At 72.2% G+C, this 23,851-nt stretch carries 22 protein-coding genes; 11 read left to right on the top strand and 11 right to left on the bottom strand.

The genetic code is table 11. The features are described 5' to 3' along the window. Nucleotides 1-14: 14 nt before the first annotated feature. The 4 genes from AB0469_RS19850 to AB0469_RS19835 form a co-directional block, all read right to left on the bottom strand. The gene (locus tag AB0469_RS19850) at nucleotides 15-740 is read right to left on the bottom strand and encodes a hypothetical protein (protein ID WP_366452708.1); all 726 of its coding nucleotides are present in this window, start codon (nucleotides 738-740) and stop codon (nucleotides 15-17) included. Further along, entirely contained in the window at nucleotides 737-2,623 is a 1,887-nt protein-coding gene (locus tag AB0469_RS19845) for a phosphatidylglycerol lysyltransferase domain-containing protein (RefSeq protein WP_366452707.1), read from the bottom strand. Before AB0469_RS19845 ends, AB0469_RS19850 begins: the two co-directional genes overlap by 4 nt. Before the next feature lie 81 nt (nucleotides 2,624-2,704). Continuing rightward, a complete protein-coding gene (gene cobT, locus AB0469_RS19840; protein WP_366452706.1) occupies nucleotides 2,705-3,784 on the bottom strand; it encodes a nicotinate-nucleotide--dimethylbenzimidazole phosphoribosyltransferase in 1,080 nt (359 codons plus the stop codon). 54 nt (nucleotides 3,785-3,838) lie between these two features. Next, on the bottom strand, nucleotides 3,839-5,053 hold the full coding sequence (locus AB0469_RS19835; protein ID WP_366452705.1) for a bifunctional adenosylcobinamide kinase/adenosylcobinamide-phosphate guanylyltransferase: 1,215 nt from the start codon (nucleotides 5,051-5,053) through the stop codon (nucleotides 3,839-3,841). Between the two features lie 93 nt (nucleotides 5,054-5,146). Between AB0469_RS19835 and AB0469_RS19830 the strand changes: the two genes are divergently transcribed. Next, nucleotides 5,147-5,356: a hypothetical protein gene (locus tag AB0469_RS19830; RefSeq protein ID WP_366452704.1), complete on the top strand. Its 210-nt coding sequence runs from the start codon at nucleotides 5,147-5,149 to the stop codon at nucleotides 5,354-5,356. Between the two features lie 46 nt (nucleotides 5,357-5,402). Here the strand turns inward: AB0469_RS19830 and AB0469_RS19825 are convergent, their stop codons facing one another. Both AB0469_RS19825 and AB0469_RS19820 read right to left on the bottom strand, forming a co-directional pair. Continuing rightward, the gene (locus AB0469_RS19825; RefSeq protein ID WP_366452833.1) at nucleotides 5,403-6,146 is read right to left on the bottom strand and encodes a class I SAM-dependent methyltransferase; all 744 of its coding nucleotides are present in this window, start codon (nucleotides 6,144-6,146) and stop codon (nucleotides 5,403-5,405) included. A gap of 77 nt (nucleotides 6,147-6,223) precedes the next feature. Beyond that, nucleotides 6,224-6,823, bottom strand: coding sequence for a DUF3043 domain-containing protein (locus tag AB0469_RS19820; RefSeq protein ID WP_366452703.1), 600 nt, complete (start codon nucleotides 6,821-6,823; stop codon nucleotides 6,224-6,226). A gap of 261 nt (nucleotides 6,824-7,084) precedes the next feature. On the opposite strand from AB0469_RS19820, the gene AB0469_RS19815 reads away from it, so the two are divergent. Further along, nucleotides 7,085-7,879 (top strand): PspA/IM30 family protein, encoded by a 795-nt coding sequence (locus AB0469_RS19815; RefSeq protein ID WP_366452702.1) that lies wholly within the window; start codon nucleotides 7,085-7,087, stop codon nucleotides 7,877-7,879. 50 nt (nucleotides 7,880-7,929) lie between these two features. Beyond that, nucleotides 7,930-8,208: a hypothetical protein gene (locus AB0469_RS19810; RefSeq protein WP_366452701.1), complete on the top strand. Its 279-nt coding sequence runs from the start codon at nucleotides 7,930-7,932 to the stop codon at nucleotides 8,206-8,208. Nucleotides 8,209-8,278: 70 nt separating this feature from the next. Here the strand turns inward: AB0469_RS19810 and AB0469_RS19805 are convergent, their stop codons facing one another. Beyond that, on the bottom strand, nucleotides 8,279-9,088 hold the full coding sequence (locus AB0469_RS19805) for a hypothetical protein (RefSeq protein ID WP_366452700.1): 810 nt from the start codon (nucleotides 9,086-9,088) through the stop codon (nucleotides 8,279-8,281). A gap of 70 nt (nucleotides 9,089-9,158) precedes the next feature. Here AB0469_RS19805 and AB0469_RS19800 point away from each other — a divergent pair, with 70 nt between their 5' ends. The 3 genes from AB0469_RS19800 (at nucleotide 9,159) to AB0469_RS19790 (ending at nucleotide 14,011) form a co-directional block, all read left to right on the top strand. Next, nucleotides 9,159-9,980 carry an adenosylcobinamide-GDP ribazoletransferase gene (locus tag AB0469_RS19800; protein ID WP_366452699.1) on the top strand — a complete coding sequence of 274 codons (822 nt, stop codon included), beginning with the start codon at nucleotides 9,159-9,161 and terminating at the stop codon, nucleotides 9,978-9,980. Nucleotides 9,981-10,013: 33 nt separating this feature from the next. Further along, a complete protein-coding gene (locus AB0469_RS19795) occupies nucleotides 10,014-10,736 on the top strand; it encodes a response regulator transcription factor (protein WP_366452698.1) in 723 nt (240 codons plus the stop codon). Nucleotides 10,737-10,894: 158 nt separating this feature from the next. After that, nucleotides 10,895-14,011: an efflux RND transporter permease subunit gene (locus AB0469_RS19790; protein ID WP_366452697.1), complete on the top strand. Its 3,117-nt coding sequence runs from the start codon at nucleotides 10,895-10,897 to the stop codon at nucleotides 14,009-14,011. A gap of 62 nt (nucleotides 14,012-14,073) precedes the next feature. Here the strand turns inward: AB0469_RS19790 and nadA are convergent, their stop codons facing one another. After that, a complete protein-coding gene (nadA, locus tag AB0469_RS19785) occupies nucleotides 14,074-15,261 on the bottom strand; it encodes a quinolinate synthase NadA (protein ID WP_366452696.1) in 1,188 nt (395 codons plus the stop codon). A gap of 335 nt (nucleotides 15,262-15,596) precedes the next feature. Here nadA and AB0469_RS19780 point away from each other — a divergent pair, with 335 nt between their 5' ends. Then, on the top strand, nucleotides 15,597-15,953 hold the full coding sequence (locus tag AB0469_RS19780) for an iron-sulfur cluster assembly accessory protein (RefSeq protein ID WP_030029080.1): 357 nt from the start codon (nucleotides 15,597-15,599) through the stop codon (nucleotides 15,951-15,953). Between the two features lie 118 nt (nucleotides 15,954-16,071). Here AB0469_RS19780 and AB0469_RS19775 read toward each other — a convergent pair whose 3' ends face one another. Continuing rightward, a complete protein-coding gene (locus AB0469_RS19775; RefSeq protein WP_366452695.1) occupies nucleotides 16,072-17,532 on the bottom strand; it encodes a hypothetical protein in 1,461 nt (486 codons plus the stop codon). A gap of 88 nt (nucleotides 17,533-17,620) precedes the next feature. Further along, nucleotides 17,621-17,836: a hypothetical protein gene (locus tag AB0469_RS19770; protein WP_366452694.1), complete on the bottom strand. Its 216-nt coding sequence runs from the start codon at nucleotides 17,834-17,836 to the stop codon at nucleotides 17,621-17,623. 131 nt (nucleotides 17,837-17,967) lie between these two features. Between AB0469_RS19770 and AB0469_RS19765 the strand changes: the two genes are divergently transcribed. Next, on the top strand, nucleotides 17,968-18,945 hold the full coding sequence (locus tag AB0469_RS19765; RefSeq protein WP_366452693.1) for a carbohydrate kinase family protein: 978 nt from the start codon (nucleotides 17,968-17,970) through the stop codon (nucleotides 18,943-18,945). 63 nt (nucleotides 18,946-19,008) lie between these two features. Here AB0469_RS19765 and AB0469_RS19760 read toward each other — a convergent pair whose 3' ends face one another. Beyond that, entirely contained in the window at nucleotides 19,009-20,391 is a 1,383-nt protein-coding gene (locus AB0469_RS19760; protein WP_366452692.1) for an aminotransferase class V-fold PLP-dependent enzyme, read from the bottom strand. 359 nt (nucleotides 20,392-20,750) lie between these two features. Here AB0469_RS19760 and coxB point away from each other — a divergent pair, with 359 nt between their 5' ends. From coxB to AB0469_RS19745, 3 genes are read left to right on the top strand one after another with little or no spacing between them, the layout of a single operon-like run. After that, nucleotides 20,751-21,722 carry a cytochrome c oxidase subunit II gene (coxB, locus tag AB0469_RS19755; protein ID WP_366452691.1) on the top strand — a complete coding sequence of 324 codons (972 nt, stop codon included), beginning with the start codon at nucleotides 20,751-20,753 and terminating at the stop codon, nucleotides 21,720-21,722. After that, entirely contained in the window at nucleotides 21,719-23,446 is a 1,728-nt protein-coding gene (ctaD, locus tag AB0469_RS19750; RefSeq protein WP_366452690.1) for a cytochrome c oxidase subunit I, read from the top strand. Before coxB ends, ctaD begins: the two co-directional genes overlap by 4 nt. Beyond that, nucleotides 23,443-23,841 (top strand): cytochrome c oxidase subunit 4, encoded by a 399-nt coding sequence (locus AB0469_RS19745; RefSeq protein ID WP_042813651.1) that lies wholly within the window; start codon nucleotides 23,443-23,445, stop codon nucleotides 23,839-23,841. Before ctaD ends, AB0469_RS19745 begins: the two co-directional genes overlap by 4 nt. Nucleotides 23,842-23,851 lie beyond the last annotated feature (10 nt).

Here is a 23,851-nt window from a genome sequence, read left to right as displayed (position 1 = left end):
ACCGCCGGCAGGGCTCAGGCCGGACCGGGGGTGCGGGACGGGGGAGGGGCGCGGTGGCCCAGCGGGGCGCGGGAGCGGGGCGGTCCCCACTTGGCGCGGGCCACGCACACGGCCATGACGGCGGCGATGGCCGCCAGGTGCTCCTTGCCGGCGAGGTTGTCCTTGACGAGGACCTCCCCGATCATCACGAGGATCACGAGGGTGCCGGTGAAGTAGGCGCGGTAGCGCCAGCAGACGTAGATGGCCAGGCCCACCACGGCGGCCGAGGGGCCGGTGTCGTTGACGACGCGGTCGGTGACCGGCAGGCCGAAGGGGTGGTCGGGGCCCAGCGAGAGCCCGATGCGGGCGTAGGTGGTGCCGGCGAGGGTGGCGACGTAGCCGATCAGCAGGGTGCGCCACCAGCCGATGCAGATCTCGGCGATCCCGAAGACCAGCAGGATCTGTGCGAGCGCCCCCCACACGGGCAGGTCGAGGGCGGGGACGAAGAGGGAGAGCGGGGTGCGCAGCAGCGCGAGCCACAGGGGGTCGACGGCCTTGACGGACCCGAGGTTCTGGACGGGCTGGAAGCCCCAGGGCGTGTTCTGCACGATCTGGAAGACCGAGGTGAGGCAGACCGCGCCGATGGTCATCGGGACGGCCCGCCACGTGTCGCGGACGAGTGCGTCCCTGAGGGTCCAGAACAGGGGGCCCCACTCGCGGCGGGCGAACCGCCGCGGTGAGGCCGTCGTCCACGACGTCAACGAATCGTCTCCAGATGTCTGCGGTGCAGCCACTTCGGCAGGCCGGGCGCCTCCAGGAAGCCCTCGGCCCGGCCCGCCGCGATTCCGATGCGCAGCAGGTCGGAACTCTTCTCGAAGAGCATGAACCGCGGCTCCCAGATCGGGCGGTATTTGGCGTTGGCCCGGTAGAGGGACTCGATCTGCCACCAGCGGGAGAAGAAGCTCAGCAGCGAGCGCCACATGCGCAGCACCGGACCCGCGCCGAGCTTGGACCCCCGCTCGAAGACGGAGCGGAACATCGCGAAGTTCAGTGAGACCTGTGTGACGCCGATCTCCTTCGAGCGCTCCAGGAGTTCGATGACCATGAACTCCATCAGGCCGTTCTCGGAGTCCCGGTCACGGCGCATCAGGTCCAGGGACAGGCCCTTGGGGCCCCACGGCACGAAGGACAGCACGGCGCGCAGGTCGCCGGTGCCGTCGGTGCACTCCAGCATCACGCACTGGCCGTCGTCGGGGTCGCCCAGGCGGCCCAGGGCCATGGAGAAGCCGCGTTCGGTCGCGCCGTCGCGCCAGTCGTCGGCGCGCTGGAGCAGGACGGCCATCTCCTCGGCCGGGATGTCGGCGTGGCGGCGGATGCGGACGGTGTAGCCGGCGCGCTTGACGCGGTTGTAGGCCTGCCGGACGGTGCGCATGGCGCGGCCCTCCAGCGTGAACTCGTCGGTCTCGACGATGGCCTCGTCGCCCAGTTCCAGGGCGTCCAGCCCGTGCCGGGCGTAGATCTGCCCGGCTTCCTCGGAGGCGCCCATCACGGCCGGGACCCAGCCGTGCTCGCGGGCTTCGGCCAGCCAGGGCTCGATGGCGCCCGGCCAGGCCTCGGGGTCGCCGATGGGGTCGCCGGAGGCGAGCGAGACCCCGCCGACGACGCGGTAGGTGACGGCGGCCTTGCCGGTGGGGGACCAGATGACGGACTTCTCGCGGCGCAGCGCGAAGTAGCCGAGCGAGTCGCGGTCGCCCTGCTTGGCGAGCAGGGCCCGCAGCCGCTCCTCGTCCTCGGGGGTGAGCGGGTCGACGGCGCGGCGCGAGCGGAAGGCGGCGAAGAGCACGGCGAGCAGCAGCAGCATCGACATGACGTTGATGAACACGTCCACCCAGGCGGGGGTGGTGATCGCGTTGTACGCCTTGTCGTCGGGAGCCAGGGTGATCAGCCGCATCACGCCGTACCGCCAGCGGGCCAGGAACGTGGCGTCGGCCCGGTCCGGGTCGGTGTTGGTGGCGCCGACGAGGAGGGCGGCGACCAGCGAGGTGAGGAGCAGGCCGACGGCGGCGACGGCGGTGGCCAGCCTGGGGTTGGAGCGGTCGCCCTTGGCGTAGAACTCGTGGCGGCCCACCAGCAGGGCGCCGACGAAGGCCGCGGTCAGGACGAGGGAGACCCAGTTCTGCGCGTGGTCGCGGAACTCGGGGTAGCACAGGCTGAACTCGCCGCCGGTGCACGGGGCGAAGGCGGCGACCGCGAACGCCAGCAGCAGCATGCCGCTGACCACCAGGTTCAGGATCCAGGCGGCCCGCTTGCGCCGGCCCATGGTGACCGCGAGCAGCAGCGAGAACAGGCCGGAGGCGAAGCCGGCCGTCAGCAGGTACGGGGTGTAGAAGTCGGCGGTGTTGTGCCGGCGCAGGTCCTGCCCGAGCGAGAGCCACACCGCACTGAGGAAGTTGACGAAGGTGACGGCCCGGAGGTACCAGACCGCGAAGGCGGCGCTGCGTCGCGAGCGCGGGCTGCCCCTGCGGGTCTCCGGCTTCGCGGCTGCTTCCCCTCCCTGCTCCTTCTTGTTGTTGGAACCCTTGCCGGAAGCCTGATCGAGGCTGTTCCGGTCGGTTTCTACGCTGGTCAAGCGGACCTCTCCCATGAAACGCGATGATATGGGCGTCACCGGTCCGCAGGCCGTACGAGCACTGCGGACTGGTCAGGCCCGTGGTGCCCGGTACTTTCAGTCCGTCTTCTGGTCCGTCGGCTTCTCTCCGGCTGCCTGCACCGGGAGTTCCGCGGCGAGCGCGGCGGCGGCCTGGACCAGGGGGAGCGCCAGCAGGGCTCCGGTTCCCTCCCCCACTGTGACGCCGTGGTCGAGCACGGGGTTGAGTGCCATCCGGTCCAGTGCCTTCGCCTGGCCCGGCTCCCCGCTGCTCTGTCCCGCCAGCCACCAGTCCGGGGCGCGGAAGGCGGCCCGCTGGGCCACCAGACCGCAGGCCGCGGAGACGACCCCGTCGAGGATGACCGGGGTGCGGCGCACCGCGCACTGGAGCAGGAAGCCGGTGATGGCGGCGACGTCCGCGCCGCCGACCGCCGCCAGCAGCGCCGTCTGGTCGCCGAGCACCGGGCGGGCGCGGCGCAGCGAGTCGCGGATGGCGGCGCACTTGCGCATCCAGGCCAGGTCGTCGATGGGCAGGCCGCCGCGGCCGGTGACCACGGAGGCGTCGGTGCCGCACAGGGCGGCGACCAGGGTGGCGGCGACGGTGGTGCCGCCCACGCTGAGGTCGCCGAGGACGACCAGGTCGGTCCCGGAGTCGGCTTCCTCGTCGGCGATGCGGATGCCGAGCTTCAGTGCGGCCTCGGCCTCCTCGGTGGTGAGGGCGTCCTCGACGTCGATGCGTCCGCTGCCGCGCCGTACGCGGTGGCGGACCACGTCCTCGGGCAGCAGCCCGGGGTCGCAGTCGAGGCCCGCGTCGACGACGCGGACGCCCGCGCCGAAGCGCTCGGCCAGGATCGAGACCGGGCTGGTCCCGTCGAGCACCGCGCGCACCAGCGCGTGGGCGCTGCCCGCGGGCCGGGCGGACACGCCGCCCGCGGCGATGCCGTGGTCGGCGGCGAACAGGACGACCCGCGGCCGCTCGATCGGCCTGACCGGTACCCGGCCCTGTGCGGCGGCCAGCCATTCGGCGAGCTCGTCGAGCCGGCCCAGGGCGCCGGGCGGTACGGCCAGCCGCCCACGACGCTCCTCGGCGTCACGTCGGACGCCCCCGTCGGGGCGTTCGATCAGATCGGAGAAGTCGTCGAGATTCAGCGTGGTCATCTGCCAGAGATTACAGCCGTCCGGACCCTCCTCCGGGGGGCGGCTGTCGATCCGTCACGACGGCTGCTCCTTGAGTACGAGGGCCTGCCCCGCGACGACCAGCAGGACGTGTTCGCACTCGCCCGCCACGGCGTTGTTGAGGCGTCCCAGCTCGTCGCGGAACCGCCGCCCGGACGAGGTCGCGGGGACCACCCCGGAGCCCACCTCGTTGCTCACCAGCACCACGGTGCGGCGGGTCGCGCGGACCGCCGCGACCAGCTCCGCGGTCCGTTCGCGCAGCTGCTTCTGCCCGTCTGCGGCCCAGACGGCGTCGTCCCAGGCGCCGGCCCGGTCCATGGCGTCGGTGAGCCACAGGGCGAGGCAGTCGATCAGCAGGGGTGCTCCGGGGAGCTCCAGCAGCGGCACCAGGTCGCAGGTCTCGGCCGTCCGCCAGCCGGAGGGGCGGCGCTCGCGGTGGAGGCCGACGCGCTGCGCCCAGTCGGCGTCGCCGTCGCGGGTGCCGCCGGTGGCGACGTAGGTCACCTCGGGGAAGGCCTCCAGGCGGCGCTCCGCCTCGACGGACTTGCCCGAGCGGGCCCCGCCCAGCACCAGGGTGCGGCGGGGCACGTCCGGTACCGCGTGGTACTCGCCGGCCGTCACGGTGGTGCCGTCGGGCACGGCGCGGGCCCCGGCGGCGGCACAGCGGCGCTCCAGCTCCCGGCCGGGCGGGGTGTCGTGGTCGAGGTGGACGGCGATCACGTCGGTGGCGGGGCCGACGGCGCCGGTCGAACGCAGCCGGGCCAGGGTCTCCGGCCGGCCGAGGACGTCGGCGAGGACCACGTCGTACGGGTGCCGCGCGGGGATTCCGCCGGTGCCTGCGGGTGCCCCGCCGGGCGGCAGGTACAGCAGCCGGGTGCCGTCGGGGCCGGTGACCTCGTACCCGGTGCCCGGCGCGTCCAGGGCGACGGCCCGCACCCGGTGTCCGCTGATCACCGCGAGTTCGCGCCCGTCCGGGACGCGTACGGCGGTGGGCAGCCCGGGCGGCAGTTCGACGGCCGGCCCGTCGTGCGGGTGGGTCAGCAGCACCTGCCGCACGCCGGCCAGCGAGTGCCCGGCGCGGGCCCCGGCGAGCACGGCCCCGGGGGTGAGGTCGAGGAGCAGTGCGCTGTCGACGAGGACGGAGGTCGCGCCGCGCGACCGGGTGCCCACGGAGACGGCGCAGACGGAGCAGGGACAGCCGGGGCGGGGCAGTCCCTCGGGGGTGCCGGTGCCGAGGAGAGTGAGTTCCACACGGAGATCCTCTCGCTTCGCCGGTACTGGTGCGCGCCCGGTTACGCTGCGGGCACACTCATGACGAGTGGCGGACGAGCAACGGAGGCGGACATGGCGTGGACGTGGCGGTTCGAGGCGGCCGACGGCAGCGAGACCAGCCCGGCGGTGGAACCGGAGGAGTTCACCACGCAGGGGGACGCGGAGTCCTGGATCGGCGAGGTCTGGAAGGAGCTCCTGGACGGCGGCGCGGAACGGGTGACCCTGTTCGAGGACGCGACCGAGATCTACCGGATGAGCCTGAGCGCGGCCGCGGAGGCCTGAGCGCACGGAACCCCCGGGGGGCTGCCCCCGGGGGTTCGCGTTCGTCTCAGCCCCGCACCCCGCACAGGTGCAGCAGCGCCGCCACCGACCGGTAGGGATCGGTGCGCCCGGCGCGTTCCTCGGCGGCGAGGAGCCGCTCCAGCTCCTCCTCCGGCGGGAGCTCCGCCGCGGCCTCGGTCCCGTCGGTGAAGACCCGTACCCCGTACCAGGTGTGCAGCGGCGCGCCGATGCCCGACAGGGTGGCCGTCAGGTCGGCGAGCCGGTCGGCCCGCACCTCCAGGCCCAGCCGGTTCGTGTAGTCGACGGTGTCGAAGGCGTCCAGCGCCCCCGACCAGTCCCCGGACATCCCCGGGCGCAGGGCGAGCGCGTCCCCGTTGCGCACGAGCAGGGACAGCAGTCCGCCCGGTGCCAGCATCCGGGCCAGCCCGGCGAGCATGGCGTCCGGCTCGGAGACGTACATCAGTACGCCGTGGCACAGCACCACGTCGAAGCTGCCCGGGCCGAAGTGCGCGCCCGTCTCCCGGCCGTCGCCCTCGATCAGCTCGACCCGGTCGCGGATCCCCGCCGGCTCGGCGGCCAGCGCCGCGTGGGCGACCGCGAGCATGGCGGCGTCCTGTTCCAGCCCGGTGACCATGTGGCCGGCGCGGGCGAGGCGCAGTGCCTGGGTGCCCTGGCCCATGCCGACGTCGAGGACGCGCAGCCGCTGCCCGACCGGGAAGCGGTGCGTGATCTGCTCCTCGACCTGCCGGCCGACGAGCTCCTGGCGGACGGCGTTGCGCAGTCCGCCCAGTCCTTCGAGCCACAGCCGGGCTCCCCCCGCGAAACCCTCCCCCTTCGACGCCCCAGATGATCCGGGCGTCGCTCCGGTCAGGGCCGTTCCCCGCGCTTGACCTGCGGCTTGGGCAGACGCAGGCGGCGCATCTGGAGGGTGCGCATCAGGCCGTAGGCGATGGCGCCGCGGCGGGGCTCGTTCGGGAAGCGCTCGTTGAGCGCCTTGCGCAGCCGGAAGACCAGGCCGATGGAGTCGAGGATGATCAGGACGATCACGCCGAGCCACAGCAGCAGCGCGATGTTCTGGATCGACGGGACCCGGATCATGCTGAGGACCAGGATGATCACGGCCAGCGGCAGGAACAGCTCGGCGACCGAGAAGCGGGAGTCCACGAAGTCGCGCACGAACCGGCGGACGGGCCCCTTGTCCCGGACGGGCAGGTAGCGCTCGTCGCCGTTGGCCAGCGCTTCGCGCTGCCGGGACATCTCCTCCCGGCGGCGCTCGCGGGCCCGCCGGGCGTCCTCCTTGCGGTTGCCGGTCGAGGCCACGACGGCCTTGCGCTGCGACTGGGCCACAGCGCGCTTCGGCGTCGGGCGGCCCTTGGGGGCCTGCGGGTCACGGGGCTGCGAGAGGTCGGCGCTCACCTTTTCGGTGGCGGCGGCCTTCTCTTCCTTGGAGGAGCGGCTACCAAACACAGACACAACCCTACGTGGTCGACGGCGGGCGGCCCACCTCGGCGGGGAACGATCCGGCAACGGCGGGCGTCTTCCCGGTACGAGGCTCCTGAGGTCCTCGGGGATCACCTACTCCTTGCGCCTGATACGGCGCCGGGGTACTCGTCCTGGAGGAGGAGCGCATCCGTACTCGAACAGTGCGGTAATGGAAGCAGGGCCCGTACTGTGGGTCCTGTCGGTGACCTGGAGCACAGTCCGTCTAGAAGGGGGCGCGCGAAGCCCATGAGCGGTGTCATGAAGCGTATGGGGATGATCTTCCGCGCGAAGGCGAACAAGGCCCTTGACCGGGCCGAGGACCCGCGCGAGACCCTCGACTACTCGTACCAGAAGCAGCTGGAGCTGCTCCAGAAGGTGCGCCGCGGCGTGGCCGACGTGGCGACCTCCCGCAAGCGCCTGGAGCTGCAGCTCAACCAGCTCCAGACCCAGTCGGCCAAGCTGGAGGACCAGGGCCGCAAGGCCCTCGCCCTGGGCCGCGAGGACCTGGCCCGCGAGGCCCTGTCCCGCCGGTCCTCGCTCCAGCAGCAGGTCAGCGACCTGGAGGTGCAGCACCAGACCCTCCAGGGCGAGGAGGAGAAGCTGACGCTGGCCGCCCAGCGCCTCCAGGCCAAGGTGGACGCCTTCCGCACGAAGAAGGAGACCATCAAGGCCACCTACACGGCCGCCCAGGCCCAGACCCGGATCGCGGAGTCCTTCTCCGGCATCTCCGAGGAGATGAGCGACGTCGGCCTGGCCATCCAGCGGGCCGAGGACAAGACCGCCCAGCTCCAGGCCCGTGCCGGCGCGATCGACGAGCTGCTGGCCTCCGGCGCCCTCGACGACCAGAGCGGCCTCGGCTCCAAGGACGACATCCAGGCCGAGCTCGACCGCCTCTCCGGCGGGACCGACGTCGAGCTGGAGCTCCAGCGGATGAAGGCGGAGCTGGCCGGCGGCCCGTCCGCGCAGCAGCAGGCCATCGAGGGCGGCGCCCCGGGCACCGCCCAGCCGCAGCAGACCCAGCACCGGTTCGACAAGCAGTAGGACTTCGCACAGCGGCAGGACTTCGCCTAGCAGGAGGACAGGGGCCCGTCATGATTGTCCGCATCATGGGGGAGGGCCAGGTGAAGGTGGCCGACAGCCACGTCACCGGGCTCGACAGGCTGGACGACGAACTCCTCGCGGAGATGGAGTCCGGCGACGAGGCGGGCTTCCGGCGCACGCTGGTCGCCCTGCTCGACGAGGTGCGGCGCCTGGGCACCCCGCTGCCCGACGACGCGCTGGAACCCTCCGAGCTGATCCTGCCCGCGCCGGACGCGACGCTCGCGGAGGTCCGGGAGATGCTCGGCGACGGCGGCCTGATCCCGGGCTGAGCGCGCCCGCACACCGGACACCGACACCGCGGAGGGTCCGCCCCCGCCGCCAGCGGGCGGAGCCTCCGCGTCATCCGCAGCCGTGCCCCGGACCGCCCCCGCCGCCGCTCTTCCCGCGGCTGCGGGGGCGCTCCCGCTCCCGGTCCGGATCGGACAGCCCGCTGATGAAGTTCTCGAACCGGCGGCGCGGCCGGGCCCAGCGCCGGTCGTGGTGGAAGGCCCGCAGCCCCGCCTTGGCGCGGGCGCGCGGCCGGTTCGCGTAGAACCGCTTCGCGTACGGCGACCCCGGCCGGGCCAGCCGGACCGCGCCGATCAGCGCCACGAAGGGGATCACCGTCCCGAAGACCGCGGTACGGGGTTTGCCCTTCCACAGGGCGATCAGCGCCAGGAAGAAGTTGGTGGCGGTGTTCATGACGACGATCCCGCGGCTGTGCCGCTCCTCGGGGGACAGCTCGTTGACCCCGAACGGCAGGAAGCCCCCCAGGACGAGCGCGACGACCGCGGCCGTCAGCACGACGACCTCCACGCTCTTGCGGCCCTGCTCGCTCCAGTAGACGTCGTCGAGGTGCAGGATCAGCGCGAACTCGTCCAGCACCAGCCCCGCGCCCAGCCCGAAGAGGACGGCCGACAGGCCCGCGCCGAAACTGTGCCCGCCGCTGCCCACCGCCCCGAACCCGCCGATGATCACCAGGACCACGCCGGGGACCACGTGGTGGACGTGCAGACCGCCCGGGGTGATGTTCTTGAAGGGCCCGCGGCCGGCCCGGATCAGCCGGGTGATCACCCGGGTCACCAGGAACGACAGCACGAACGACAACAGCGCGAGCAGCAGCGGGAGCTTGCCCGGCTCGACGATGTTGCGCTCCCACCAGTGACCCACGACACCCGCTCCCGATTTGACACGTAATGAGCAATTTACCGCCCACCGTAAGCGGGTAGCGTTCGCGCCGATGACAGATTCGACCGATGATCGACCGCCGCTCCCGCCCTCGGAGCGCGCCCCGCTGGCCGACGGGATCCGCTTCGCCTTCGGCACGCTGACCGTCCTGCCCGCGCGCATCACGCGCTGGGACCGGCCCGCCGCCCGCACCGGCATGGCCTGCGCCCCGCTCGCCGGCCTCGCCGTCGGCCTGCTCGCCACCGTACCCGGCACGCTCCTGCTGCTCCTCGGCGGCGGCCCCCTGCTCGCCGCGGCCGTGACCGTCGCCGTCCCGGCGGCCCTGACCCGCGGCCTCCACCTGGACGGCCTGGCCGACACCGCCGACGGTCTCGGCAGCGCCAAGCCCGCCGAGGACGCCCTGCGGATCATGAAGCAGTCCGACATCGGCCCCTTCGGCGTCATCTCCCTGCTGTTCGTCCTCCTGATCCAGGTCGCCGCCCTCGCCGACGCGTACGCCGACGGCTGGGGACGCGGCGCCCTCGCCGCCGTGACGGCCGCCGTCACCGCCCGGCTCGCCATGACCCTGGCCTCCCGCCAGGGCGTCCCCGCCGCCCGACCCGAGGGGCTCGGCGCCGCGGTCGCCGGCGTGGTCCCGTACCGCGCGGCCGCCCGGGTGGCCGGCCTGGTCCTGGCGGCCGCCGCCCTGGCCGCCCTCCCGGCGGGGCCGGCCGCCGCCGCCCGGCACGCGGGGGCCGTCCTCGCCGGGCTGCTCGCCGCCGAACTCCTGCTGCGCCGCTGCGTACACCGCTTCGACGGGGTCACCGGCGACGTCTTCGGCGCCGTCTGCGAGGTGGCGGCCACGGCCGTCCTCGTCGTCCTCGCCCTCGGCTGATCCCGCGCCCCACCGCCCGCGTACCCTCGGGGCGTGGACGAGAACCGGGCTCAGGAGCGGGGCGGGGCCGCCCCCATCAAGGTGCTGCTCGCCGACGACCAGGCGCTGCTGCGCAGCGCGTTCAAGGTGCTGGTCGACTCCGAGCCCGACATGCGGGTCGTCGGGGAGGCCTCCGACGGGGCCCAGGCCTACGCCCTCGCCCGCGAGGCGCGGGCGGACGTCGTGCTCATGGACATCCGCATGCCCGGCACCGACGGCCTCGCCGCCACCCGCATGATCAGCGAGGACCCCGAGCTCTCCGGGGTCCGGGTCGTCATGCTGACCACCTTCGAGGTCGACGAGTACGTCGTCCAGGCCCTGCGCGCCGGAGCCTCCGGCTTCCTCGGCAAGGGCGCCGAACCCGACGAGCTCCTCAACGCCATCCGCGTCGCGGCGGCCGGCGAGGCGCTGCTCTCCCCGGCCGCCACCAAGGGGCTGATCGCCAGCTTCCTCGCCCAGGGCGGCGGCGTCGACGCCCCCGCCGCCGGCTCGGCCCACGCCGAGCGGCTCGCCGCGCTCACCGGACGCGAGCGCGAGGTCCTCGTCCTGGTGGCCGCGGGCCTCTCCAACGACGGCATCGCCGCCCGCCTGGAGGTCAGCCCGCTGACCGTGAAGACCCACGTCAACCGGGCCATGGCCAAGCTCGGCGCCCGGGACCGGGCCCAACTGGTGGTCGTCGCCTACGAATCGGGCCTGGTCCGCCCGCGCACCGACTGACCTCCCGGCGCGGGACGGGCGCCGCGCAGTAGGGCGGAGTACTGCGGGCGCGGTATGCGGAGCATAAGGACGGGACCTGGGGGCGACGCCGGGGCTCCCCGGCGTGGGCGAGGCTGGAGGACCCTTCGCGTTCGTCACTGCAGAGAGATCCCACGCCCATGTCCTGGCTGTCCCGTTTCAGCCTGGCCCAGAGAGCCCTGATCGGCCTCGTGTCGATCGTCGCGCTGCTCTTCGGAGCCATAGCCGTCCCGCAGCTCAAGCAGCAGCTGCTGCCGTCCATCGAACTGCCGATGGTCTCCGTGCTCGCGCCGTACCAGGGCGCCTCGCCCGACGTGGTCGAGAAGCAGGTCATCGAGCCGATCGAGAACACCCTCAAGGGCGTCGACGGCATCACCGGCATCACCTCCACCGCCAGCGAGGGCAACGCCCTCATCCGCGCCACCTTCGACTACGGCGACGAGGGCACCAAGCAGCTCGTCGCCGACGTCCAGCAGGCCGTCAACCGGGCCCGCGTCCGGCTGCCCGCCGAGGTGGACCCGCAAGTGGTGGCCGGCTCCACCGACGACATCCCGACCGTCGTCCTCGCCGTCACCTCCGACAAGGACCAGCAGGCCCTCGCCGACCAGCTGAACCGCTCCGTCGTCCCCGTCCTGGAGGACCTCGACGGCGTCGGCCGGGTCAGCGTGGAGGGCGTCCGCGACCTCCAGGTCACCGTCACCCCCGACAACGCGAAGCTCGCCGCCGCCGGCCTCGACGGCGCCGCCCTCGCCGAGGGCCTCAAGGCGGGCGGCGCGGCCGTCCCCGCCGGCTCCTTCGACGAGCAGGGCAAGAGCCGCACCGTCCGCGTCGGCTCCGGCTACACCTCCCTCGCCCAGCTGGAGGACCTCCGGCTGACCGCGGGCCCCGGCAAGCAGGTCGTCCGCCTCGGCGACGTGGCCGCCGTCAAGCAGGAGCCGGCCAGGGCCGACTCCATCACCCGCACCGACGGCAAGCCCAGCCTCGCCGTGGTCCTCACGATGGACAAGGACGGCAGCGCCGTCGCCATCTCCGACGCCGTCAAGGACAAGCTCCCCGAGCTGCGCTCCCAGCTCGGTTCCGGCGCCGCGCTGACCGTCGTCAGCGACCAGGGCCCGGCCGTGGCCCGCTCCATCTCCGGCCTCACCACCGAGGGCCTGCTCGGCCTGGTCTTCGCGGTGATCGTGATCCTGGTCTTCCTGGCCTCGATCCGCTCGACACTGGTCACCGCGGTGTCCATCCCGCTGTCCGTGGTCCTCGCCCTGATCGTGCTGTGGACCCGCGACCTGTCGCTCAACATGCTGACGCTGGGCGCGCTCACCATCGCCATCGGCCGGGTCGTCGACGACTCGATCGTGGTCCTGGAGAACATCAAGCGCCACCTCGGCTACGGCGAGGAGCGCGAGGCCGCGATCACCGCCGCCGTCAAGGAGGTGGCCGGCGCGGTCACCTCGTCCACGCTCACCACGGTCGCCGTCTTCCTGCCGATCGGCCTCGTCGGCGGCATGGTCGGCGAGCTCTTCGGCTCCTTCTCGCTGACCGTCACCGCCGCCCTGCTGGCCTCGCTGCTGGTCTCCCTGACGGTGGTCCCGGTCCTGTCGTACTGGTTCCTGCGCGCCCCCAAGGGGACCTCGCAGGACCCGGAGCTGGCCCGCCGCGAGGCGGAGGAGAAGGAGGCGAGGAGCCGCCTCCAGCGCCTGTACGTGAGGGTCCTGGGCTTCGCCACCCGGCGCCGCCTGACCAGCATCGCGATCGCGGTCGTCGTCCTGGTCGCCACCTTCGGGATGACCCCGCTGCTGAAGACCAACTTCTTCGACCAGGGTGAGCAGGACGTCCTGACGGTCAAGCAGGAGCTGCCCGCTGGCACCTCGCTGGCCGCCTCCGACGAGGCGAGCCGCAAGGTGGAGCAGGCCCTGGCCTCCGTCGAGGGCGTCAAGGACTACCAGGTCACCGTCGGCTCCTCCGGCTTCCTCGCGGCCTTCGGCGGCGGGACCGGCTCCAACCAGGCCTCCTACCAGGTCACCCTGGACGACGCCGGCCACTCCGAGGCCGTCAAGCAGCGCATCCAGGACGCCCTCGGCAAGCTCCGGGGCATCGGCGACACCTCCATCTCGGCGGGCGGCGGCTTCGGCGGCCAGAACCTGAGCGTGGTCGTCAAGGCTGGCGACGGCGCCGTCCTCGCCAAGGCCGCCGAGCAGGTCCGCGCCGAGGTGGCCACGCTGAAGGACGTCACCGACGTCCAGAGCGACCTCGCCCAGTCCGTTCCCCGGATCTCGGTCACCGCCACCCCGAAGACCGCCGAGGCGGGCCTGAACCAGGCCGCGCTGGGCGCGCTCGTCGCCCAGGCCGTCCGCGGCAACCCGGTGGGCAAGGCCGTACTGGACGACACCGAGCGGGACGTCGTCATCCGCTCCGCCCACCCGGCCACCACCCTCGCCGAGCTCCAGGCCCTGCCCGTCGGCCCGGCCAGGCTGGGCGACATCGCCGAGGTCAAGGAGGTCCCCGGCCCGGTCGCGATGACCCGGATCGACGGTGCCCGCGCCGCCACCATCACCGCCAAGCCGGTCGGCGACAACACCGGCGCGGTCAGCGCCGCGCTCCAGACCAGGCTCAAGGCCCTGGATCTGCCCGCGGGGGCCACGGCCTCCATCGGCGGCGTCTCCCAGGACCAGGACGACGCCTTCGGTTCGCTGGGCCTGGCCATGCTCGCGGCCGTCGCGATCGTCTTCATGCTGCTGGTCGCGACGTTCCGCTCGCTGGTCCAGCCGCTGATCCTGCTGGTCTCGATCCCCTTCGCCGCCACCGGCGCGCTGGGCCTGCTCATCGCCACCGGCACGCCGATGGGCGTTCCGGCGATGATCGGCATGCTGATGCTCATCGGCATCGTGGTGACCAACGCCATCGTCCTGATCGACCTGGTCAACCAGTACCGGGCGCAGGGCCTGGGCGTGGTCGAGGCGGTCGTCGAGGGCGGCCGCCACCGCCTGCGCCCGATCCTGATGACGGCCCTCGCGACGATCTTCGCGCTGCTTCCGATGGCGCTGGGCGTCACGGGCGAGGGCGGGTTCATCTCGCAGCCGCTCGCCGTGGTGGTGATCGGCGGCCTGATCAGCTCCACCCTGCTGACGCTGCTGCTGGTCCCGACCCTCTACACGGCGATCGAGCTGCGCAAGGAGCGCCGCCGCGCGCGCCGCGCCGCCAAGCGCGGGGCGGAGCCGGCCGCGGTCCCGTCCCCGGAGGAGGACCGGGTGACGGTCTGATCCCGTGAACGCCGAAGGGGCGCCCCCGGCCGGGGGCGCCCCTTCGTGCGTGTCCGTGCCGCCTACGGGAGGGCGAGCATGCGCTCCAGCGCGAGCTTGGCGAAGCTCTCGGTCTCCTTGTCGACCTGGATCTGGTTGACGAGGTTGCCCTCGGCCAGGGACTCCAGGGTCCACACCAGGTGGGGGAGGTCGATGCGGTTCATCGTCGAGCAGAAGCAGACCGTCTTGTCGAGGAAGACGACTTCCTTGTCCTCGGCGGCGAATCGGTTCGCCAGCCGCTTCACGAGGTTCAGCTCCGTGCCGATGGCCCACTTGGAGCCGGCCGGGGCCGCCTCCAGCGCCTTGATGATGTACTCCGTCGAGCCGACGTAGTCGGCGGCCGCGACGACCTCGTGCTTGCACTCGGGGTGCACCAGCACGTTGACGCCCGGGATCCGCTCGCGCACGTCCCTGACCGAGTCCAGGCTGAACCGGCCGTGGACCGAGCAGTGGCCGCGCCACAGGATCATCTTCGCGCCGCGCAGCTCCTCGGCGGTGAGCCCGCCGTTCGGCTTGTGCGGGTTGTAGACCACGCAGTCGTCCAGGGACATGCCCATGTCGCGGACGGCGGTGTTGCGGCCCAGGTGCTGGTCGGGGAGGAAGAGCACCTTCTCGCCCTGCTCGAAGGCCCATTCCAGGGCCTTCTTCGCGTTCGACGAGGTGCAGATCGTGCCGCCGTGCTTGCCGGTGAAGGCCTTGATGTCGGCGGAGGAGTTCATGTACGAGACGGGCACGGTGCTGTCGGCGATCCCGGCCTCGGTGAGCACGTCCCAGCACTCGGCGACCTGCTCGGCGGTGGCCATGTCGGCCATCGAGCAGCCGGCCGCGAGGTCGGGCAGGACGACCTTCTGGGCGTCGGAGGTCAGGATGTCCGCGGACTCGGCCATGAAGTGGACGCCGCAGAAGACGATGTACTCGGCCTCCGGCTTGGCGGCCGCGTCGCGGGCCAGCTTGAAGGAGTCGCCGGTGACGTCGGCGAACTCGATGACCTCGTCACGCTGGTAGTGGTGCCCGAGGATGAAGACCTTGTCCCCGAGCTTCTCCTTGGCCGCGCGGGCGCGGGCCACCAGGTCCGGGTCCGAGGGCGAGGGCAGGTCGCCGGGGCACTCCACGCCGCGCTCGCTCTTGGGGTCGGACTCGCGGCCGAGCAGCAGCAGGGCAAGGGGCGTCGGCTGGACGTCCAAGGGCTGGGCGGTGGTCACGACACGCACCCTTTCTGTTCTGCGACTAGGTGCCTTCCGAAGAGGGCTTCCGAAGGCGTCACTTCGACTTCTCGTCTATATGACGTTATCTATCATAACCGCTTCACGTCACTTTGACGATGGCGATAATGTCGATGTGACGCATTCGCCCGCTCCGGAGCGGCGCACTCCAGCAGCCCTCCGCAAGGGGTCCACCGCTCCCCACGGGTGTGCGAGCATGAATAACTGAAACAAGGCGCCGGACCCGGAATGAAACCGCGGTCCCGCTGGTTGCCACCGACGGCAAGAGTCCGACGTTTCCCCAGCCACCGGCGGGGAGCCGCCCACTTCGGGAGTGAATGCAGATGTCCGTACAGGACGACAAGACCACTGTGAGCGACGGCATCCTCCTGTCCGACGCCGCCGCCGAGAAGGTCCGCACCCTGCTCGAGCAGGAAGGCCGCGACGACCTGGCGCTGCGCGTCGCCGTCCAGCCCGGCGGCTGCTCCGGCCTGCGCTACCAGCTCTTCTTCGACGAGCGCTCCCTCGACGGTGACGTCGTCAAGGACTTCGACGGCGTCAAGGTCGTCACCGACCGCATGAGCGCCCCCTACCTGGGCGGCGCCTCCATCGACTTCGTCGACACCATCGAGAAGCAGGGCTTCACGATCGACAACCCGAACGCCACCGGCTCCTGCGCCTGCGGCGACTCCTTCAGCTAAACCCGGCTGAACGCGCACGACGAGGGCCCGGGCCCCGGTCGAATCCGACCGGCGCCCGGGCCCTCGCCCGTGTGTCCTTCGTCTCCCGCCCGGGCTCCCGCCCGGTTCCCCCCGGTGCCTACTGGCGGGGGAGGGTCTTGCCCGTCGTCGCGTCGACCACCTTGCGGTCGCCCAGCGGCTGCTGGAGCGGCGCCGTGACGGACATCTCCTTCGCGATCATGATGCAGGCCTGGCCGGGCTTGTTCGGAGTGTCCGTGATCTTCACCAGCACCGCGCCGGCCTCCTCCCGCGCCTCCAGCGCGTAGGTGCTGCACACCCCGCCCCAGAAGTTCACCGTCAGCGTCCGGTCGGCCTGCGCGTACGAGAACCCGGGCACGGTCCGGCCCTGCGGGGGCACCGGCGCCGTCGTGGCGCCCTCGTCCCGGGCCGCGGGCTGCACCACCGTGCGGCCCGGCTTCCCGTCCGTGCCCGCCACCTCGAACAGCCAGGCCGGCACGAGACCCCGCCCGCCGTCGACCGTCCCCGCGACCAGCCCCAGTACGGCCCCCTTCACGCTCTCCGTCCGCGGCGGCTTGACCGGGCGCGGCTCCGGGTTGCACGGCAGGGTGTCCGTGGCCCCCGTCGCGGTGTCCGGGGTCAGCGGCACCGAGGTCGCGCAGCCGCTCGGGCCCGGGCCGCTGCCGCCGCCCCGGCCCGCCGCGTTGAGGCGGTCCAGCGCCTCCGCGGCCCCGATCACCGGCTGCTCGCCCGCGCGGGCCGGGGCCTTCAGCTCGCCGCTGCCCGCCACCACCCGGCCGTCCGCCCCGACGGTGATCCGGCTGGACCAGCCCTGCGTGGGCAGGCCGCCCACCACCGGGTCGGCCACCACCACCCGCACCGAGCCCGTCGCCAGGCGGGCGTCCACCTTCGCGTCCCCCTGCCCGGCGCCCGCGAGCACCGGGGCCGCGGCGGCCTTCGCGGCCTCCTCGGAGACCGGGTTCCCGGTTCCGGAGCCCTGCGGGGCGGCCGGCTTCGCCACGCCGGAGCCCTCCTGGGGGAGCGTGGCCGGGCCGCAGGTGTCCTTGCCGCGCACGCAGTCGTCGCCCGTGCCGCCCGCCTGGAAGCGGGAGAAGCTCCAGGTGCCGGGAGCCTTGCGGGTGACGGTCAGCCGGGGCCCCGCGCCGTCGGCGGACTCGCCGGCCAGCCACTGCTCACCCACGAGCCGGGGCGCGCCGGAGATCCCGAGGGCCTGCGCGAGCCGGGCCACCTCCTCCGGGCCGACCTCGCCCGAGGCGGTGAAGGAGGGCGCGGAGGCCGGGGCCTGGGGGAGCGGGCCGTCCGCCCGGTAGGTCACCCCGCCGCCGTTCGGATCCGGCTCGCCGGGAGCGATGCCGGGCCCGGGGGGCGTCGTGGAGCTGCGCGGGGCGACGGCCGCGGTCCCACCCGTACGGCCGCCGCCGCCCGCGGCGTCGCCGTACGCCGTCGACGCCCAGTAGGCCGTACCGCCGCCGGCCAGCAGGACGGCGGCGGCGATGGAGCCGATGGCCCAGGCCGGCCGCCGTCGTGTGGCGCGTGATGTGTCGGGTTCTTCGCTGGTCACCGCTCGCTCCTTCGCGTGTCCCGCCGTACGTGATGCGGGTGTGACGCACGGACCGCGCAACCGGTTCCCCCTCTTCCGGAGCCTTCCCCTACTCCCCGTACTCCGCCGTGGCGGCGATCAGCCGGGCGGAGGCCGGCGGGACGCTGACCCCGTGGATCTGGGAGGGAGCCACCCGCACGGGCCGGGGTCCGGGCGGAACGGCCCAGTGCGGGGCCATCCGGGCGCAGTCGCCCAGCAGCCGCGCGAAGCCGGGGCGCACCCCGGCGGTGTACTCGGTGTAACCGAAACCATCGGTATAGGTCATGGAGGCACGGTAGGCACGCCACATCGGGCGAAGGAAGTCCTACTACGGGGTAGTTTCAGCCGTTCGGCCAAGCGCCGGGGACCGGGTAGCTTTGAATGTCACCCGCCGTCATCCGCAGGAGCATCCACGCCGTGCGCATCGCAGTCACCGGCTCCATCGCCACCGACCACCTCATGACCTTCCCGGGCCGCTTCGCCGACCAGTTCGTCGCCGACCAGCTCCACACGGTCTCCCTCTCCTTCCTCGTCGACAACCTCGACGTGCGGCGGGGCGGCGTCGGCCCGAACATCTGCTTCGGCATGGGTCAGCTCGGCAGCCGCCCGATCCTCGTCGGCGCGGCCGGCTCGGACTTCGACGAGTACCGCGCCTGGCTGGACCGGCACGGGGTGGACACGGCCTCCGTGCGGATCTCCGAGGTGCTGCACACCGCGCGCTTCGTCTGCACCACCGACGCCGACCACAACCAGATCGGCTCCTTCTACACCGGTGCGATGAGCGAGGCCCGCCAGATCGAGCTGAAGGCCGTCGCCGACCGGGTGGGCGGCCTGGACCTGGTCCTCATCGGCGCCGACGACCCCGAGGCGATGCTCCGCCACACCGAGGAGTGCCGTACGCGCGCGATCCCCTTCGCCGCGGACTTCTCGCAGCAGATCGCCCGGATGGACGGCGAGAACATCCGCACCCTGATGGACGGTGCGACGTTCCTCTTCTCGAACGAGTACGAGAAGGGCCTCATCGAGACGAAGTCCGGCTGGACGGACGAGGAGATCCTCGCCAAGGTCGGCACCCGGGTCACCACCCTGGGCGCGCGGGGCGTGCGGATCGAGCGGGCCGGCGAGGAGCCGATCCTGGTCGGCTGCCCGGAGGAGACGGCGAAGGTCGACCCCACCGGTGTCGGCGACGCGTTCCGGGCCGGCTTCCTGACGGGTCTCGGCTGGGGCGTCGGCCTGGAGCGGGCCGCGCAGCTGGGCTGCATGCTGGCCACCCTCGTGATCGAGACCCTGGGCACCCAGGAGTACACGCTGGCCCGCGCCCACTTCATGGAGCGCTTCACCAAGGCGTACGGCGAGACGGCCGCCGCCGAGGTCCGCGCCCACCTGGAGGCGTAGCCGCGCACGGGCGCCGCGCGCCCGTCGCACCACGGCGCCGGCGGGGCCGCGGCCCCGCCGGCGTCACACCGACCGGCGGACCCGGTAGGCCACGGCGGCGCCGTGCGGGGTCTCGCCCAGGTAGGCGTGGCCCCGCATCGCACACCACGCCGGGATGTCCAGCCGGGCCACCTCGTCGTCCGACAGGACCGTCACCGTCCCGCCGACCGGCACCGTGCCGATCGCCCGGGCCAGCTCGATCACCGGCTGCGGACAGCGCAGCCCCAGGGCGTCGACCTCCACCGCCTCCGCCACCGGGGTCGCGGACGCGGCAGGCTCCGCCACGCCCAGCTCCTCCCGCACCCCGGCCACCGCCCGCGGGAGCACCTCCAGGAAGCCGTTCACCTCCTCCGCCGTCGTGCCGCGCGGCAGCGACACCCGCACGTTCCCCTCCGACAGCACCCCCATCGCCCGCAGCACGTGACTGGGGGTCAGCGTGGAGCTGGTGCAGGAGGAGCCCGAGGAGACCGACCAGCCCGCGCGGTCCAGCTCGTGCAGCAGGGTCTCGCCGTCGACGTACAGGCAGGAGAACGTGACCAGGTGCGGCAGGCGCCGGTCCGCGTGGCCGACCACCTCCACGTCCGGCACCAGCCGGGCCACCCGCCGCCGGATCCGGTCCACCAGCACCCGCAGCCGCGCCGCCTCCGCGTCCGCCTCGGCCCGTACGGCCCGCAGGGAGGCCGCCGCCGCCACGACGGCCGGAAGGTTCGTGAAGCCGGGGGAGCGGCCCGACTCCCTTTCGTCCGCGGGGCCTTGGGGGGCGAAGCGGACCCCCTTGCGGACGGCCAGCAGGCCGACCCCGGGCGGACCGCCCCACTTGTGGGCGCTGGCGGCCAGCACCGACCAGGCGCCCTCCACCGGGCCCCAGCCCAGCGACTGCGCCGCGTCGACCAGCAGCGGCACCCCCGCCGCCGCGCAGACCTCGGCCACCTCGGCCACCGGCTGGACCGTGCCCACCTCGTGGTTGGCCGACTGGAGGCAGGCCAGAGCGGTGGTGGAGGTCAGGGCGGACGCGTAACCGGCGGGCGCCACCGCGCCGAGCCGGTCCACCGGAACCTCCGTCACCGTCCCCCCGGCCGCCGCGTGCGCCTCGGCGGCGTGCAGCACGGAGCTGTGCTCGACGGCCGACACGACCAGATGGCCGCCGACCCGGCGGCGCCCCGCCAGCGCCCCCGCGACGCCCGCGTGAACCGCGTGCGTCCCCGAAGGAGTGAACGCGAGCTCGTCGGCGCGACAACCCACCGCCTCCGCCGCGGCCTCGCGCGCGGCGTCGAGCAGCAGCCGGGCCCGCCGCCCCTCCCGGTAGAGGCGGGCCGGATCCGCCCAGCCCTCGTCCAGTGCGGCCTGCAGCGCCTGCCGGGCCACGGGGTGCAGCGGGGCGGCGGACGCGGTGTCGAAGTACGGCATCCGGCCACCGTAAGGCAGGGGCCGAGGGGGCCGGGCCGTGGAGGGGGCGGACGGCGGGGCGGGCGGCCGGCCCGGAGCCGGGGCGGGCGCAACGCGCCAGGTCGCGACGGGTTCAGGGGGCGTCAGAAGCCGTCCGGAGCCCGCCATTCAGGGCCGAACGGCCCGTCCCCCGTACGGCGGATCCATCCCTTCGGGGGCAGTAGCGGCGCGTTGGGCACCCTCCCCGCGCGGCCTCAAATAGCGTCCAGTAGGGTTTGGTCCGCATAAACATCCAAACCCCTGCCTGCGTCAGGGCCGGCGACCGACCCGAACACGGCCGCGGCCGGCCGCGCGGGCCGAGACTCTCGGGAAGGCGCTACGTGAGTCCCTACGGCTCCGACCGCTCGCCGCGGCGCCCGATGCGGCGGAAGCTGCTGCAGGCGCTGACTGCGGGCGTGGTCCTGGCGACCGCCACTGGTTGCTCGTACAACTGGCAAGACTTCCCCCGCCTCGGAATGCCCTATCCGGTCACGGAGGAGGCGCCTCGCATCCTGTCCCTGTGGCAGGGGTCGTGGGCAGCCGCTCTGGTCACGGGCATCCTGGTGTGGGGCCTGATCCTGTGGAGCGTCATCTTCCACCGGCGTAGCCGGACGAAGATCGAGGTCCCCGCGCAGACCCGGTACAACATGCCCATCGAGGCCCTGTACACCGTGGTCCCGCTCATCATCGTCTCGGTGCTGTTCTACTTCACCGCGCGTGATGAGTCGAAGCTGCTCACCCTCTCCAAGCCGGCGCACACGATCAACGTGATCGGCTTCCAGTGGAGCTGGGGCTTCAACTACGTCGAGAACGTCGACGGCGACGCCGCGACCCCGAAGGCGGGTGTGGTTCCGAAGGAGCTCGCCTCCCTCCCGGACCGCTTCACCAAGGACTTCCCCGCGGGCGCCGAGGGCGTCTACGAGAAGGGCGTCCCCGGCGACCGGAACGCGGACACGAACAACCCGGGGCCGACCCTCTACCTGCCCAAGGGCGAGAAGGTCCGCTTCATCCTGTCGTCGAACGACGTCATCCACTCCTTCTGGGTGGTGCCCTTCCTGTTCAAGCAGGACGTCATCCCCGGTCACACCAATGTCTTCGAGGTCACCCCGAACCAGGAAGGCACCTTCATGGGCAAGTGTGCCGAGCTCTGCGGTGTCGACCACTCCCGCATGCTGTTCAACGTGAAGGTCGTCTCCCCGGCGGAGTACAAGGCGCACCTGAAGCAGCTCGCGGAGAAGGGGCAGACCGGCTTCCTGCCGGCCGGCATCAAGCAGACTGACCCCGCCCGGAATGCGGAAGTGAACAAACTGTGAGCATCCTCAACGAATCCCAGGGTGCCGCCGCCGACTCGTATGAAAACGAGCTGCCGGTGCGGCGCAAGCAGCCGGGCAACGTGGTCGTGAAGTGGCTCACCACCACCGACCACAAGACCATCGGCACGATGTACCTGGTCACGTCGTTCGTGTTCTTCCTGATCGGCGGCATCCTGGCGCTCTTCATGCGCGCCGAGCTGGCCCGGCCGGGTACGCAGATCATGTCGAACGAGCAGTTCAACCAGGCGTTCACCATGCATGGCACGATCATGCTGCTGATGTTCGCGACCCCGCTGTTCGCCGGTTTCGCCAACTGGATCATGCCGCTGCAGATCGGCGCGCCCGACGTGGCGTTCCCGCGGCTGAACATGTTCGCGTACTGGCTGTACCTCTTCGGCTCGACCATCGCGGTGGCCGGCTTCGTCACCCCCTCGGGTGCGGCCGACTTCGGCTGGTTCGCCTACTCCCCGCTGTCCGACGCCGTCCGCTCCCCGGGCATCGGCGCCGACATGTGGATCATGGGTCTGGCCTTCTCCGGCTTCGGTACGATCCTCGGCTCGGTCAACTTCATCACCACGATCATCTGCATGCGCGCTCCGGGCATGACGATGTTCCGCATGCCGATCTTCACCTGGAACGTGCTGCTGACCGGTGTCCTGGTCCTGCTCGCCTTCCCGGTCCTGGCCGCCGCGCTCTTCGCGCTGGAGGCCGACCGCAAGTTCGGTGCACACGTCTTCGACGCGTCCAACGGCGGCGCCTTGCTGTGGCAACACCTCTTCTGGTTCTTCGGACACCCAGAGGTGTACATCATCGCGCTACCGTTCTTCGGCATCGTCTCCGAGATCATCCCGGTCTTCTCCCGCAAGCCGATGTTCGGCTACATCGGCCTGATCGCAGCGACGATCGCGATCGCCGGCCTCTCGGTGACCGTGTGGGCGCACCACATGTACGTCACCGGCGGTGTGCTGCTGCCGTTCTTCTCCTTCATGACCTTCCTGATCGCGGTCCCGACCGGTGTGAAGTTCTTCAACTGGATCGGCACCATGTGGAAGGGCTCGCTGTCCTTCGAGACCCCGATGCTCTGGACGATCGGCTTCCTGGTCACCTTCACCTTCGGTGGTCTGACCGGCGTCATCCTGGCCTCGCCCCCGATGGACTTCCACGTCTCCGACTCGTACTTCGTCGTCGCGCACTTCCACTACGTCGTCTTCGGCACCGTGGTGTTCGCGATGTTCGCCGGCTTCCACTTCTGGTGGCCGAAGTTCACGGGCAAGATGCTGGACGAGCGCCTGGGCAAGATCACCTTCTGGACGCTGTTCATCGGCTTCCACGGCACCTTCCTGGTGCAGCACTGGCTGGGCGCCGAGGGCATGCCGCGTCGTTACGCGGACTACCTCGCCGCCGACGGCTTCACCACGCTGAACACGATCTCGACGATCAGCTCGTTCGTCCTCGGCCTCTCCTTCCTGCCGTTCATGTACAACGTCTGGAAGACCGCCAAGTACGGCAAGAAGATCGAGGTCGACGACCCGTGGGGCTACGGCCGTTCGCTCGAGTGGGCGACCTCCTGCCCGCCGCCGCGCCACAACTTCCTCACCCTGCCGCGCATCCGCAGTGAATCGCCGGCGTTCGACCTGCACCACCCGGAGATCGCGGCCCTCGACCACCTCGAGGACCACGCCCCGGCGAAGGCCGTCACCGGTGGCAAGGAGGCCGGCAAGTGAAGATCCAGGGCAAGATGTTCCTCTGGCTCTCCGTCTTCATCCTGATCATGACCGTCGTCTACGGCGTCTGGTCGAAGGAGCCGGTCGGAACCACCGCTCTCGCGCTGGCCTTCGGCCTGAGCGCCATGATCGGCTACTACCTGGCCTTCACGGCCCGGCGCGTGGACGAGATGGCCCAGGACAACCTGGAGGCCGACGTCGCCGACGAGGCGGGCGAGCTGGGGTTCTTCTCCCCGCACAGCTGGCAGCCGCTCTCGCTGGGCATCGGTGGCGCGCTCGCGTTCATGGGCGTCATCTTCGGCTGGTGGCTCATGTACTTCTCGGCCCCGATCATCCTGATCGGCCTGTGGGGCTGGGTGTACGAGTACTACCGCGGTGAGAACCAGAACCAGTAGGCGCTGGCGG

The sequence above is a fragment of the Streptomyces sp. NPDC093801 genome (assembly GCF_040701585.1).
Classification (GTDB): domain Bacteria; phylum Actinomycetota; class Actinomycetes; order Streptomycetales; family Streptomycetaceae; genus Streptomyces.
Note: the sequence above shows the minus strand (reverse complement) of the source record. Positions and strands in the feature narration are given on the sequence as shown.